Genomic DNA, 14,377 nt, shown 5'->3' on the forward strand with positions numbered 1-14,377 from the left:
ATTGAACAGCGCCCCCCTGGGGTACCTTCAGTGGCGTACTGATAAGCGGCCCGCCGCCCACGGCCGCATTCTTGTTGCGATGACGATGCTCAGTAGCACTGAACCCCGACCGGGCCCGCCACAAGCCGGCGCGCCCGGCGTACCCGCCCCGCTCCCGCCCTCATCGGGCGTGACGGCGAATCCTGCCGTGGCCAATATCCGCCCGATTACCTTGCGCCAGCTGCTCAACGAAGTCGCGCGGCGCGGCCGGGATCCGCGGCCCTTGTGCGACGGCCTGGGCTTTTCGCCGGACGACCTCAACCAGGACGGTTTTTTCGTGTCCGGCAGGCAAGCCACCCAATTGATACGGCGCGCCCTGCCCGTGCTGGGCGATCCCGTGCTGGGCCTGGAAATGGGCGCGGGCGTCAACATCGTGTCATGGGGACTGATTGCGCTGGGCCTGATGGCATGCGCGTCATCGCGCCAATTGCTGGACTTCATCATCGAGCACCAGCACCATGCGGGCTGCCTGCCCAGCCTGCATGGCGAGGAAACCAGCCAGGCTTTCCGCCTGGTGGCGCGCGCGCCGTTCGCCGAGCGCGACGTGGCCATCTTCCTGATCGACAAGGTGCTGGCGTCGCTGACGCAATTGGGCCGCCAGGTGGTGGGCGCGCATTTCAATCCCAGCCGGGTGGACCTGGTCATGGAGCGGCCGCCGTATGGCGCGGCCTACGAACGGGTCTTCCGCTGCCCGGTCCGCTTCGGCAGCCCGGAGAACCGCATCTACTTTCCCGTCGAACCCTATGCCGTGCGCAGCGCCGACCCGGTCGTGCTGCGCCAGGTCCGGCGCGAGCTGGCGCGGGCCGAAGCGCCCGCCACGGTCTGCGCCATGCAGGCCTGCGTGGTGCAGGCCATACGGCGCGACCTGGCCGCCCCGCCGGCGCTGAGCGCGATCGCCGAATCGCTGCATATCAGCGAACGCACCCTGCGCCGGCGGCTCGCCGAACGCGGAAGCAGTTATGCCGACCTGCTATGCCAGGAGCGGCGCTCACGCGCCTTGTCGCTGGTGGCGCATTCCACCCGGTCCATACAGCAGATCGCGCTGGAATGCGGATTCAGCGACGCCCGGACTTTGCAGCGGGCGTTCAAGCGCTGGACCGGACTCAGTCCCATGGCCTTTCGCGTGCAGGCACGCCCGTCCCCGCAGGACTTGGACGCCGCCTGACGCCTCAGGCCGCCCGCCCCAGCGCGCGGATGGTCTCGGCCAGCCTGTCCATTTCATCGTCCGTGGTCAGGTAGCTGACCGAGGCGCGGGCGATCTCGGCCAGCCCGCGAGCCCGCATATCCAGCGGCGTGTATGCCGGTCCATTGGCGCTGATCGAAATCCCCTTGCCGGCCAGCTCGCGCATCAGGGTACCGGCGTCCCGTCCCGCGAGAGTGAACGACACCAGCCCCGAGCGCTCCCGCCCCTGGTCCAGCACCTCCACGCCCGGGATGTCCGCCAACAGGCCGCGCAAGGAGCGCGCATTGCGGTCGACTCGCGTCCGTATGTTGCCGATGCCGATATCCAGGGCTTCGCGCAAGGCATTGGCCAGGCCGCAGCGCAGCACGTACGACCTTTCGGAAGGTTCGAAGCGCGCCGCGTCCGTGCGCATCACCGGCACGCCGTGCTCATCCAGGGGCGCGGTGTTCGTATCGGCCAGCGCGGGCGTCAGGCGCGGCAGGAAATCCTGGCGGATGTACAACAGGCCAGTTTCGCGCGGTCCCCGCAGCGCCTTGCGGCCCACGCCGGTCAACACGTCGCAGCCGACTTCATTGACGTCGATGGGTAGCTGCCCCACGGCCTGCGCGGCGTCGACGAAATACGGAATGCCGTGCCGGCGCGCCACCGCGCCGATGGCGGCCGCGGGATTGATCAGGCCGCCATTGGCGGGCAGCCAGGTCACGCAGACCAGGCGCACGCGCTCGTCGATCATGGCTTCCAGCGCGCGCGGATCCGCCATGCCGGTGTCGTCGGACGGGATGGCTTCGATACGCGCGCCGTGGCGCACGGCGGCCACGTGCATCGCGGCGATATTGCCGCCCCACTCGTGGCGCGCGACCAGTATGCGGTCACCGGTTTGCCAATTCCCCAGGGCGGCAAAGGCGCTGCCCCAGCCTATGGAATTGCCGGTCGTCAAAGCAATTTCGGCCGGCCGCGCGTTCAACAGCGTCGCGGCGAGTAGGCGGGCCTGCTCGCCCAGGTCGCGCGCCGCCGCGCCGGCTTCTATCGGCCCCATCTCGGCCTCGCGCCACAGCTGTTTGCGCATCGTTTCCAGCGTATCGACGGAAGGCAGCGACGAACCCGCGTGATTGAAGTGCACCGTGGTGCGCGTGCCCGGCGTACGGGCGCGCAGGGCTTCGATGGCGGTATCGTCGAGCGCGACGGGATCGGCCGCCGCGGCGGGGGAAGTGTCGTTCATGCTTGCTGGCTCCGGACCGGGATGCCGCCGGGCGGCGGCGCAGCGCTCTATGCTAGCCCAACGGGAAGAGCAGCCCCAGGTACTGGTCCTGCCACTCCACATAGCCTTGTACCGCGGCAATCCCGCCCAGCGCATCGAAAGCACTCTCCATGGCGGCATCGGGCACCGCCGCCCACGATCCATCGGGCAGCATCAGGGGCTGGCTGCGCGTGAAAGGCAATGGCGATATCCAGCAGTAATCCAGCTCCAATTCCTTGAAGATGCGCTGGACCAGATAGTCCACCGCGCCACGCTCGCCCGCGCCCAGCACGCCGACGCGCATCGGATCGACGCGCTGGTCGGCGCCCAGCCATGAGCCGCTATAGGGCAGCATGGCGCCCGTCAAGGCGCTGACGAAATAGCGCGCGGTCTGGCTGGCCGCGTTCATCGGCAGCAGTACGCCGCCCTTGAACAGGTAGTACTCATTGCCTAGCGGCCGCGAATCGCGCAGCGGGACAACAATGCGGCGCGTTCCCAGATCCGGGCCCATCTGGCCGTACAGCGCGGCGTCCGGGCCGGAGCCCGGCAGCGGACTCGTGCCCGACACGCCCCACCGGCCCGGGGCCGTCAGGGGCAGGCGCTTCAGTTCGACGGCCAGGCGGACCAGTTTCCGAAACGTGGGCGACTTGTCCATCTCGGTCAGGAACGTCCGCACGGCCAGCTTGTCGGTCTCCCATTGCCGGAATGTAGGCCCGGGCTCGAAATCGTCGCGCATGATGGCGTCGATGGCCTCGGCGGCGACGTTCACGTCGAAATACGAGATGGACGCCAGATCCCCTTCCGGCGGGACGGGAGCCCGGGCCGCACTCCACAGCAGCTGCGAGGCGTCCCATACCGTCTGTGTTTCGGAGATCAAGCCTGTCGGGCTGCGCGCGATACCTCTCAGGTCCAGATAGGGCAGCCGGCCCATGCGCAGGCTTTCGGGAACCAGGGCGGGGTGGGCAGGCATGCCGGGGTAAAGGGCTCGGAACGATCGTATGAAGTCATCGGCGGCGGTCGATGCGGCGGATGGTGCGGCGGAGGTCGATGGGCCTGCCGCCGATGCGCCGGCAGGCGCTATGGCCGGCGCCTCCAGGGCCGCCGGTGATGGCGAACCCGCGGAACGCGATGCCGCCGGATCCGCCGGCGCGGCCTCGGGCGTGGATACCGCGGGCGGCCGCGGCGCCATGGACACCACCGGCAGCAGGGTCGATGTCATAAGCTGGATGGAGCGTCCCGCGGCAGCCTGCGCCCGCGGCGTCTCGCAAACAGCGAACGTCACCAGCTTCACCTGACGCGGAAGCTCCCCCAGCCAGCTGGGCGGCAGGTCCAGCCGGGCAACAGCGGACGAGACCCTGAAGCCCAGGGCCCCCAGCAAGCCCCGGGGGGCGATGGCGGGCGGCGTACCGGGCGCGGACTGACCGCTCGAAGAAACGGGTTGCATGGGCGACCTCCAGGATCAATTCAGGGAAGCCGTCGCCAGCCGGAGCGGATAACGGGACTCCAGGTATTCATCCTGGGCCGCCACATACCGCCGGACGGCGTCGACGCCGCCGATGGCGTCCAGCGCCCGCTCGACCGCGTCGTTCAGGCGCGGCTCCGGCCACTGGCGTCCGGGCGGTGTCACCAGGCTGCCGTCGCCGAAAGGCAAAGGCGACAGCCATGCGCAATCAGGCAGATTCAGTTCGCGGCCGATCCGTTGGGTCAGGGCATCCACGGCGCCGCGTTCACCCACCCCGAGTTCACCTATGCGCCGCGGATCCACCTCCCCTTGAGCGTCCATCCACGACATATGCAGGCTGGGCGCCACGCCCGTCAGCGAGCTGACCATTGCCCGTATCATGCAAGCCTGCACGCTGCGCGGCCGCAGCGTTGCCCGGCACGGCGCCGCCGGCTGCGTGCCGGTTTCCGGCGGGGCAAGATAGTAGCGGCCGCCGATGGGCTCGCTGATCGGCGGCGGCAGCGTCAGCACGCGTTGCGCCGGATCGGATTGGAAGGGAATCACATAAGTCGCGTGGGTGCTTTCGAAGCCATGCAGGCTATAGGGACTACGGAGGACGTCCGGCTGGGCGACCTTCGCGACCCAGCGGCCTTGCGGCGCGATGGACAGGCGCCCCTGCGCGACGGCCATGCGTATGAGCTTCCGCATGGTCGGCGACTTTTCCAGATGGTTCATCGCGTGCACCACGTACTGAGTGAGCACCTGCCGGTAAACCATGGCCCGATCGCCATGCTCCGGGACGACCGCGTCGGCGCCCATATCCACCGCTACGTCGAAATAGGCGAACAGCGGCAGATCGCCTTCGGGAGGAACCGGCGCCTTCGCCGCGGCGGTCAGTATCTGGCCCGTGGTCCAAACGGTTTCCGTCGCGCCCACGCGGCCGGTGGGATGCCGAAGATCGCCGTTCAGGTCGTGGAAGGACGTACGGCCCATGGGAAATCCGTGCGGCACGATGTCCGCCAGCCTGCGGTCGGCCGAGCGCGCCGGCTTGATGGACGTGGCGATCGTGCCGCCCGTCGCCTGCGGCCCCTTCGATGGCAGGGCCGGCCATTCCAGCGGATTCAGCAGGACACCTGAATCCACCGAGGTGGCTCGCATGAGCCCGTGCCGCGCATGGGTGGACACATGACTCCGGCTCTGCGTCATCGTCGCGCGGCCCTGCCCGGGCGCGACATTGAAGGACCTGACGCGTGCCATCCTTTGCCGCGGCGCGTTGCCGCCCGCGGCGGTATGGATTGCGTCCTGTGAAGAAAATAAAGAAGTACCAACCTGCATGCGGCGTCTCCGGTTATATGAGCGCGGGGCGTGGCGGACATGCGCCCAGGCCCGGCGGCCCCGCCCACTATCGAAGCGCTTACGTAAGCGAGGGGCGGCGGCGGTTCCGCCTCGCCGCGACAAGTTTCGCGGCCTAGCGTTGCAGCGGAAACAGCTCTTCCAGATAAGCGTTCTGCCAGGCCACGTATTGCTCCACCGCGTCGATGCCGCCGATGGCGTCGAACGCGCGCCGCGCGGTCTCGCCAAGGCGCCAGACCAGGGGAACGTCGGTGGCGACGATGTCCGGTCCGCCCTGGGCGAACGTCAGGGGCGACAGCCATAGGTAGTCCAGGCCCAATTCCGCCAGGATGCGCTGCGACAGGTAGTCCACCGCGCCGCGCTCGCCCGCGCCCAGCTGGACAATGCGCTGCGGGTCGACGCGGCCGTCCGCGCCCGTCCATGCCAATGGGCTGTGCGGGTTCGCTTCGCTGAGCACGGATACCATGGCCCGTATCGCGTGGCACACGGGATCCATCGGCATCAGCCTCCCGCCCGCGAACAGATGCAGGAAGTTGCCTACCGGCCTGTCGTCGCGCAATGGCAGGGTGATCAGCCGCCTGGCGCGGTCGACGCCGAGGGTGGAATCCGCCGCGCCATAGAAGGCCATTCCGTCACGCTGGGCGCTGGGCGGCACCAGGGCGACGAACCAGCGTTGCGGGCCGGACAGGTTGAGGAGCCCTTGGTCGACGGCCCGCCGCAGCAGCAGGCGATACGTGGCCGACATGTCCAGGCGCGACAGCAGCGTCACCAGCGTCTGCCGTTCCGCCTGTTTCTGCGCGAGAAACGCCGCTATCTGGCCCGGCGCGGGCTCGGCCTGCAGCAGGATCGAATCGAAATACAAGGACGACGACAGATCCTGCCCGGCGGGAGTCGTGCGGCCCTGCGCATCCGACAGCACAAGGCAGCTATCCCACACGGTCTCGGTTTCGGAAATATTGCCCGTCGGCGTCCGCTCCACCTGATTCAGATCCAGGTAGCGCGACCGGCCCATGCGCAATTCATGCGGGACCAGGCCGATACAGGGCTGAACGCCCGGATGCGCGGTGCGGAACAGTTGCAGGAACTCGGCATTCGAACACGTGTACTGGGCTCCATCGCCCATGGCGCCCGCGTGCGTTCGGGGCGGCGAAGCGGATGGATCGTCGGGGATAGCGGCCGCCGCATGAGAGGTGCAAGCCACGTCGGCGCTGCCGCCCGCGGCGGGCGGCATGGCCAGGCCTGCCGCGCGCCGCGTTTCGGACGGCAGGCAAGCCACGAGCTTGGCCGGGAGCACGCCGGTGCACCACCTGGGCGGCAGGTCCACGCGCGCGGCACGGCCCTGCCCCGACGAGAACGAGGCGGCGCCGGGGGCCCTGGGCGGTGTCGGAGCTAGCGACGAACCGACGGGCGGGATCGGATTGGGAAACATGTGGGCTCCTTCAGCCACGCGCTACCGGGTAGCGCGCGTCCAGATAATCGTCCTGCGCCATCACATAGGCTTGTAGGCTGGACAGGCCACCGATTTCCGCCAAGGCCTGACGCAGGGCAGGCTGAAAGCGAGCGCTCTGCACAACCTGGCTGCGCGGTGGGATCAGGTCCTGGTCCCGAAAGGGCAGCGGCGACAGCCACGGGGCGGCAGACGGGTCGAGTTCCCGGACGATGCGCTGGGTCAAGGCATCCACGACGCCGCGTTCGCCCATCCCGAGCTGCACGATGCGCCGCGGGTCGATGGCGCCATCGGCGCACGTCCAGGGCTGATGGGCGATCGGCACGGCATTCGTCAGCGCGCTTACCAAGGACCGTATCATGCAGGCCTGCGCGCTCATGGGCTGCAGCACGCCGTCGGTGGCAAGGTAGTAGCGACCCGCGACAGGTTCGCGGGTCGACGCCGGCAAAGTCAGGATGCGCTTGCCGTGGTCGGCGCGGAAATCGCCGCCATAGACGGCCTGCTTGCCGTTGCAGTCGCTGGCGTACGGACTGTGATCGAAACCCAACGGCAATATCAGCCTGGCGGTCCAGCGACCCGGCCCGGACACCGGAAGGCGGTCTTTGGCGGCGGCCATGCGTACCAGCAGGCGGAAGGTCGGCGACGCATCCAGGCGCGTCAATGCCTGCACCACCTCGCACTTGATGCGCTGTTCACGCACGACGGCCGCATCCATGGACAGCGGCCGGAACAGGCCTGTCGCAAGCATCACGTCCACGTCCAGGTCCAGATAGGCGGCGATGGGCAGGTCGCGCGCCGCCGGCGCGGCGTACTGCAGCGCGGATTTCAATACCTGCCCCGTCATCCATACGGTTTCGGTATCGCAAATGCGTCCGGTGGGCTGCTGCATTTGCCCGTTCAAATCCCTGAAAGGCGCGCGGCCCATCGGAAACGAATGCGGGATGACGCCGCCGAAAGCGTGATAGTCCGAAAAGCCGGCGGTCGCCGAAGTTGCCGAAGGCGCCGCGGCCGCGGCGACGGAAGCGCCCTGCCCGCCGCGTACGCCCGGCGGCGGACCGGACTGGTCCATGGGCTCGGACCCGGCCGCGCGACGGTCCGCCGCACGGCCGGCCGCGAGCGCGGCCCTGTTCAACAGGCCGCGCGCGGATGGCTGCCCGTCATGCCACCTGGGCGCCGCCTGTGCACGGCTGCGTCCCGACGTCGCATTGAAGTTGCTGCGGTCCAGCGCATCGTCATCCGGCGCAATTCCATAGACATCGGGTGCGGAGCTTAAGAGTTGGGGAAAATCCATGCGGCGTCTCCGGTCTGGTTTGCGGTGCGGCCGGGAGATCCCGGCAAGCTTTCGAAGCGCTTACGTAAGCGATGCAGGCCCACGGTTCCGGCGCGCCGCGGGTTGCCTGCTTGCGCCCGCTCTCCCGCCGGTCCTGGAATAGAGACTTACGCCAATCGCGCGCACCGCCGCGCTCTGGTACAAACATTTGCCCGAAACCACCGAAGGACAGCCCATGACCCGCGATGCGGCCCTCGCCCGTGCCGACGACTACTTCCAGTCCGGCGGATTTCGTGAACGCCTGGCCCGCCGTATCGCCATGCCCACGGAAAGCCAGAATCCGGACCGCGCCGCGGAGCTGGCGGCTTACCTGCACACGGAACTGCAGCCCGCCTTCCAGGCCATGGGCTTCAACTGCCGCACGCTGACTCACCCCAAGGCACTCGCACCCTTCCTGTATGCGGAGCGGATCGAAGACCCCGCGGCGCCCACGGTACTGGGCTATGGCCATGGCGACGTCATCCGCGGCCTCGATGCCGAATGGCGCGAAGGCCTGTCGCCCTGGTCCCTGACGGAATCGCAGGGCCGCTGGTACGGGCGCGGCATCGCCGACAACAAGGGCCAGCACACCGTCAATATGGAAGCGCTGCGCACCGTGCTGGAAACCCGCGGCGCGCTCGGCTTCAATGCCAAGTTCCTGGTGGAGATGGGAGAAGAAAACGGCTCGCCGGGACTGCGCCAGGTTTGCGAGGACAACCGCGAACTCTTGGCGGCGGACTTGCTGGTCGCTTCCGACGGCCCGCGGCTGCGGGCGGAACGACCGACGGTCTTCCTGGGCGCGCGCGGCGGGCTGAACTTCGACATGACCATCGAGGCCCGCGAAGGCGGCCACCATTCCGGCAACTGGGGCGGCCTGCTGTCGAATCCCGGCATCCAGCTGGCGCATGCGATCGCCAGCATCGTCTCCCCGACCGGCCAGATCCGCATTCCCGCCTGGGTACCGAAGGAACTGCCGGCGTCGGTACGGCGCGTCCTGGCCGATTGCGACGTGGATGGCGGCGCGGATGGGCCGGCCATCGATCCGGATTGGGGCGAACCGGGGCTGACACCCGCGGAGCAGGTCTACGGCTGGTGCTCTTTCGAAGTGCTGGCTTTCAAGACCGGCAATCCGGAGACACCCGTCAACGCGATCCCGCCGCGGGCCTGGGCGCGCTGCCAGCTGCGCTTCGTCGTGGGGGTCGATACCGATGACCTGCTGCCCGCCCTGCGCCGGCATCTGGATCGGCATGGCTTCCCCATGGTGCGGCTGTCGCTGTCGCGTGAAAACATGTTCAAGGCCACCCGCCTGGATCCCGACGATCCCTGGGTGCGCTGGACCGTCGCGTCGCTGGAAAAGACCAGCGGCAAGAAACCCGCCATCCTGCCCAACCTGGGCGGTTCGCTGCCGAACGACATCTTCACGGAAGTGCTGGGCTTGCGGACGATCTGGGTCCCGCATTCATATCCGTCATGCGCCCAGCATGCGCCGAACGAACACCTGCCGCCGGAGCTGCTGCGCGAGGGCTTGCGGCTGATGACGGGCCTGTATTGGGATATGGGTTCGGGGCAGACCCCTGCCTTGCAGCGCGAATAGCGCGATGAGTGCCGCGAAGACTATCCGCCCGCGGCGCTCCTGATATCAGCCAGCTGGGCATAAACCGTGGCGCGGCTGATGCCCAGCACGCCCGCCACGTAGGCTGGCGCCCGCTTGCCATCGAAGGCCCCGGTGCGATACAGATCCTCGATCAGGCCGCGGCGCTGCTCACGATCCAGCCGCGCCACGGTAGTGCCGCGCGCCGCGATCCAGTCCGCGATATAGCGGTTGATGCGCTCGTGCCAGTCGTTGCGGAACAGATCGTCCGGACTTGGACCGTTATCCGGTACACGCAGGAAACCGTCCAGCATGCGACGGACCGTATCGAATTCCGTCACGTCGGCGTTCACGCACAGCAACCCTATCGAACGGCCTTGCTCATCGCGCAGCACCGCGGTCACCGATTTGATGCGACGTCCGTCCCAATTGATTTTCTCGTAAGGGCCGATGACCGATGCGTCGGGGGCGAAGTCGACCTCCTCCAGATCGGATGGGTCGCCGGCCGCGCGCGGCGAAAACGGATGGGCGACATAGGCGACGCTGTTCGTCCGCATATCGTGCACGACCGCCTCCACGAAAGGACTGAATAGCGCGGCGAGCGCATCCGCAATGACGTAGTAAGGCCGCAACGCGCCGGCGGACGATTGCGCCTTCCCGTCGTGCGACGCATGGGTCCGGGCTGTTTTGGCGCCCGATGCCTTGACGCCCGCCTTATCCCTCTTCGCCATACAGGCTCCTGGTATATTTTTCCAATCTGGATTTTATCGTCTAATATCCGGCGATACCCGAGCCGAGTCCCGCGGACCGCGAACCAGGAGCATCCCATGAACGACCTGCCCGCCGCCATCATGGCGGCCCATGCGGCCATCCGCCCGCACGTGCCCGTCTCCCCGCTGGAATACAGCGGACAACTGTCGGACGCGCTCGACTGCGAACTCAGCTTCAAGTGCGACCATCTGCTGCCTATCGGCGCCTTCAAAGTGCGGGGCGCGACCAACAAGATCAGCGTGCTGGGCGCGGCGGCGCGGCAGACCGGCGTGGTCACCGCATCGACCGGCAATCATGGCATGGCGGTCGCGTGGGCCGGCGCACGGGCCGGCGTGCCGGTTACCGTGTACGTGCCGGCATCGGCGGTCCGCGGCAAGCTCGACGCCATCGAACGATTGGGCGCCAGGCTCGTCGTCCTGGACGCGCCGCCCATCAATGCTGAATTGGAAGCGCGCCGCTACGGCGCCGAACATGGCGTGCCGTACATCTCGCCGTACAACGATTTCCATGTCGTCGCCGGCCAGGGCACCATAGGCGTCGAAATCGCCGAACAGGCCGGCGCCGACACGCTGGACGCGGTATTCGTATGCGTGGGTGGCGGCGGGCTGGCCGGCGGACTGGGGACCGCGATCAAGCATCTATCGCCCAAGACCCGCGTGGTCGGCGTCTGGCCGGAGAACTCCGTCTGCATGCTGCGCGCTTTGGAGGCCGGCCGCATCATCGACGTCGAGGAACGTCCCACCTTGTCGGACGCCACGGCCGGCGCCGTGGAAGAAGGCTCCATCACCTTCCCGATCTGCCAGCAGGTCATCGATGACCGGGTCACCGTCTCGGAAAAGGAAATCGCCACCGCCATGCGCGCCGTGGCCGAGGCCGAGCATTGGATCGTCGAAGGCGCGGCGGGTGTCGCAATGGCGGGGCTGATGCAGCGTAAAGACGAATGGCGCGGCAAGAAAGTCGCTGTGGTGCTGTGCGGACGGAATATTGGTGTGGATCGGTTCGTGGGGGCGATAGGGTGACGTGGTCGCAACGAGCGGATGAACGCCCTTCTCGCGGCTCGGCTTTCGCGTGGCAGCCCCTCGGTACAGTTTTATGGCTTGTTCGATTCCCGCCGAACTGAGCCACGGGACACGGCCCCATCTTCAGCCCAGTTTTCATGCCTGAAACGCCGCACCTTTATGCGGTCGTAGTGTCTGACATTGTTCGTGACCAGTACCGCATCCACATCTATTGCATGCGCCGCGATCAAGGTGTCAGCGCAACCAATCGGCGTACCCTCCTTATCCAACTGTGCCCGAACACGCGCATACCATCCGGCAGCGCCCGCCTCCCAAGGAAGGACGCGAATGGTGTCGAGCAAGGCATGAACCAAGCGCGCCAATCGAGTGGCATCGGGCCTGCGCTCCAGGCCGTAAAGCAGTTCGCCACGAGTAATCACTGAGATGCAGAGCTGGTCTGGATTAGCGCTACGTAGTCGAGCTTCCAAACGCGGGCTGCCGCCCCGCACCAGATAACTGCATACGTCCGTGTCCAACATAAATAACCGGGAATCCACGACAGTCCTCATTCTTTCCAGTCGTCAAAGATTCCATCGCTATTTCCCGTGCTGTTCAGCGGACGCTCCTTGAGAAAATCGGCCGGAACGACAGTCTCATCTCTAAGCTTAAAAAAAGCGTCCCAGGCGGGGGAAATAGGCCGCTCAGAAATCATTATTGTGCCGGTGGAGTCGTCGCGCGTGATGTAGACGATATCGGAGTTGAATCGGAATCCAGCTGGCAGACGGACTGCCCAACTATTCCCTGATTTGAATACTCGTGTCTGCCTGGTAATGGACATGAGGCGTCTCCGGTGCAACCCTCGTCGCATTATAGCGCTGTATATACGTGGCATATATACATCAAAAGACGGCACGTCCCCAGCATGCAGGATACTGCGGGAGTAATGGCGTAGGGGCATGTAGGACTCCAGTAATTAGACGCCAGTGCAAGGGCCAATATGGCACCACGCTAGCCACGATTGAAATGGCCTCCTAAAGTTTGGCACGGGGGGTTGAACCATCCCCAGTTCTGGTATGCCGGGACGGTCTGGTTTTTTTGGACCGTAACGTACGCCGACAGATCACGCATCCTTACCGGCCGCTGGCACCGCGCGAGTCACCTACGGCCCCAACTCAGCCCGCGCGTACCCCGGCGACCACTGCGGCTACAGGACCTCACCGCCGTCCTGATCTACACCCTGCGTCTCCGACACGGCCGGCTAGGTCACCATGATCAAGACCTGGTGCGCTTCTACGACCGCTGGGGCAATGTCCTTAGCATCACGGACCCGCGCTCGCCAACGGCAACGTCAACGGCAGCGTCTACGACGCCGACGGCGGCATCGAGCACTACGACTACAACGCCTTCGGCGACAAGGTGGCCTGGGTGGAAGCCATGGGCAACCGCACCGGCTACACCTACGACAAGCTGGATCGCCTGCTGACCACCAGCCATGCCGTCGTCGCCAGCTACACGGTAAACAGCGCCTTCCGACTGGTAAACACCGCGGTCTCCTCCCTGGTCGAGAGCAACACCTACGACCAGATGGGCCACCGCCTGACCACTACCGACGGCGCGGGCGCCACCACCTACTACCGCTACGACATGCGCGGCAATGTCGTCGGCGTACGGCAACCCGGCATAGGTGTCGAAGTGCGCAGCGCCTACGACGCCCAGGGCAACAAGATCTTCGAATCTGACGCCAACAGCAATGGCGCGACCTGGACCTACGATTACTTCGGCCACCTGATCGGCCACAAGGACATCGGCGGCGCCCAGTACTTCTATACCTACAACTCCGCCTGGCAACTCGTCGACGAAGCCAACACCCGCGGCCAGCACTTTACGTACAGCTACGACAGTCCGGCCAGCTGCCCCAGGTCGTCGACCAGGCACTGGGCCAGGTCACGCAATACCAGTACGACAACGCCGGCAACAAGATCCGTGAGAAAACCACGCAAGGCGGGGTTGTCTACCAGGACAACTACCTGGCCTACGACGCCCTGGGCCTGCTGCGCGACATCACTGACGGCGGCCACGTCCACGAGAGCATCGACTACGACGCCAACGGCAACCGGATTCACGTCCAGACCACGTATCTGGACAGCGCGTCCAACATGCAGTCCAAGAACCTGTGGTACGGCTATGACAGTATGAACCGCCAGACCACGGTCGACGGCATGGACGCGAGCCTGAACATCAACTCGGCCCAAGGCCACAAGCTGACGTTCGACTACAACGGCAACCGTATCAGCGATACATACTGGGCCAAAACACTGGGCGCCAACGGCAGCACGGCGGGCTACACCACGGAGCGCTATCAGTACGACGGCATGAACCGTCTGGTCAAGACCACGCGCGATGGCTACACCACCGACGTCCGCTTCTACGACAGCGCCAGCCGCGTCGTGCAGTCCGGTATCGACACCGCAGTCGGCGGCGCCTTCCTTGCGGCGAACGGGCTAGACAACACCTACCAACACAACCAGTACGACGCAGCGGGCCGGCTGATAGACCAGCACGTCATGATGCTCAAGTCCAACGGCGCCTTGACGCAGAAGTCGAACACCACCTACACCAGCTACGACAACGCCGGGAACGTCCTGCAGTATGTGGTGGAGAACTTCGACCAGCAGCATTACGTGAACACGTACACGTATACGATGCAGCGGTTCGAGGGGTATGTGCAAGCGTCGTTGTCGGGGACCAGCACGGTGTACGAGCCGGGTACGACGACCTACGGCTATGACGTCAATGGCAATCTAACGTCCGTCGTCGATCAGAAGGACAGCACGAAGAACCAAACCTTAATCAATGACGTTGATGGCAAGATCCTGGAAAGGACGCAGAATGGCACAACGATCAGATCCTTGGTGGTTAATGGTGAACTGATGGGGACGGTCGGTCCGACGGCTGGCCAAGGAGATTTCACGCCAACCTATCGACCAATCGACGGCGCCAATCACTAG

General features: G+C 66.1%; 13 protein-coding genes. 5 read left to right on the forward strand and 8 right to left on the reverse strand.

What is annotated here, in order from left to right; genetic code table 11:
• Nucleotides 1-187: 187 nt before the first annotated feature.
• Nucleotides 188-1,204 (forward strand): AraC family transcriptional regulator, encoded by a 1,017-nt coding sequence (locus ACNA0R_RS13205; RefSeq protein ID WP_415826469.1) that lies wholly within the window; start codon nt 188-190, stop codon nt 1,202-1,204.
• 4 nt (nt 1,205-1,208) lie between these two features.
• On the opposite strand, the gene ACNA0R_RS13210 is transcribed toward ACNA0R_RS13205, so the two are convergent.
• From ACNA0R_RS13210 to ACNA0R_RS13230, 5 genes are all read right to left on the reverse strand, one after another.
• On the reverse strand, nt 1,209-2,441 hold the full coding sequence (locus ACNA0R_RS13210; protein WP_415826470.1) for an aminotransferase class V-fold PLP-dependent enzyme: 1,233 nt from the start codon (nt 2,439-2,441) through the stop codon (nt 1,209-1,211).
• 52 nt (nt 2,442-2,493) lie between these two features.
• Nucleotides 2,494-3,903: a hypothetical protein gene (locus ACNA0R_RS13215; protein ID WP_415826471.1), complete on the reverse strand. Its 1,410-nt coding sequence runs from the start codon at nt 3,901-3,903 to the stop codon at nt 2,494-2,496.
• Nucleotides 3,904-3,918: 15 nt separating this feature from the next.
• Nucleotides 3,919-5,058: a hypothetical protein gene (locus tag ACNA0R_RS13220; RefSeq protein ID WP_415826472.1), complete on the reverse strand. Its 1,140-nt coding sequence runs from the start codon at nt 5,056-5,058 to the stop codon at nt 3,919-3,921.
• Between the two features lie 310 nt (nt 5,059-5,368).
• Nucleotides 5,369-6,682: a hypothetical protein gene (locus ACNA0R_RS13225; protein WP_415826473.1), complete on the reverse strand. Its 1,314-nt coding sequence runs from the start codon at nt 6,680-6,682 to the stop codon at nt 5,369-5,371.
• Nucleotides 6,683-6,692: 10 nt separating this feature from the next.
• Nucleotides 6,693-7,991 (reverse strand): hypothetical protein, encoded by a 1,299-nt coding sequence (locus tag ACNA0R_RS13230; RefSeq protein ID WP_415826474.1) that lies wholly within the window; start codon nt 7,989-7,991, stop codon nt 6,693-6,695.
• Between the two features lie 214 nt (nt 7,992-8,205).
• On the opposite strand from ACNA0R_RS13230, the gene ACNA0R_RS13235 reads away from it, so the two are divergent.
• On the forward strand, nt 8,206-9,603 hold the full coding sequence (locus ACNA0R_RS13235) for a M20 family metallopeptidase (RefSeq protein ID WP_415826475.1): 1,398 nt from the start codon (nt 8,206-8,208) through the stop codon (nt 9,601-9,603).
• A 20-nt stretch (nt 9,604-9,623) separates the two neighbouring features.
• Here the strand turns inward: ACNA0R_RS13235 and ACNA0R_RS13240 are convergent, their stop codons facing one another.
• A complete protein-coding gene (locus tag ACNA0R_RS13240; protein ID WP_415826476.1) occupies nt 9,624-10,331 on the reverse strand; it encodes a helix-turn-helix transcriptional regulator in 708 nt (235 codons plus the stop codon).
• 96 nt (nt 10,332-10,427) lie between these two features.
• On the opposite strand from ACNA0R_RS13240, the gene ACNA0R_RS13245 reads away from it, so the two are divergent.
• Nucleotides 10,428-11,390, forward strand: coding sequence for a threonine/serine dehydratase (locus tag ACNA0R_RS13245; RefSeq protein ID WP_415826477.1), 963 nt, complete (start codon nt 10,428-10,430; stop codon nt 11,388-11,390).
• Between the two features lie 71 nt (nt 11,391-11,461).
• Here ACNA0R_RS13245 and ACNA0R_RS13250 read toward each other — a convergent pair whose 3' ends face one another.
• A complete protein-coding gene (locus ACNA0R_RS13250) occupies nt 11,462-11,938 on the reverse strand; it encodes a type II toxin-antitoxin system VapC family toxin (protein WP_415826478.1) in 477 nt (158 codons plus the stop codon).
• The gene (locus ACNA0R_RS13255; protein WP_415826479.1) at nt 11,935-12,207 is read right to left on the reverse strand and encodes an antitoxin; all 273 of its coding nucleotides are present in this window, start codon (nt 12,205-12,207) and stop codon (nt 11,935-11,937) included. Before ACNA0R_RS13255 ends, ACNA0R_RS13250 begins: the two co-directional genes overlap by 4 nt.
• Nucleotides 12,208-12,785: 578 nt before the next feature.
• On the opposite strand from ACNA0R_RS13255, the gene ACNA0R_RS13260 reads away from it, so the two are divergent.
• Together ACNA0R_RS13260 and ACNA0R_RS13265 are read left to right on the forward strand one after the other, a co-directional pair.
• Nucleotides 12,786-13,565 carry a hypothetical protein gene (locus ACNA0R_RS13260; protein ID WP_415826480.1) on the forward strand — a complete coding sequence of 260 codons (780 nt, stop codon included), beginning with the start codon at nt 12,786-12,788 and terminating at the stop codon, nt 13,563-13,565.
• The gene (locus ACNA0R_RS13265; protein WP_415826481.1) at nt 13,526-14,377 is read left to right on the forward strand and encodes a hypothetical protein; all 852 of its coding nucleotides are present in this window, start codon (nt 13,526-13,528) and stop codon (nt 14,375-14,377) included. The genes ACNA0R_RS13260 and ACNA0R_RS13265 overlap by 40 nt, the downstream gene beginning before the upstream one ends.

Source organism: Bordetella sputigena (assembly GCF_965137885.1).
GTDB lineage: Bacteria > Pseudomonadota > Gammaproteobacteria > Burkholderiales > Burkholderiaceae_B > Bordetella_C > Bordetella_C sputigena.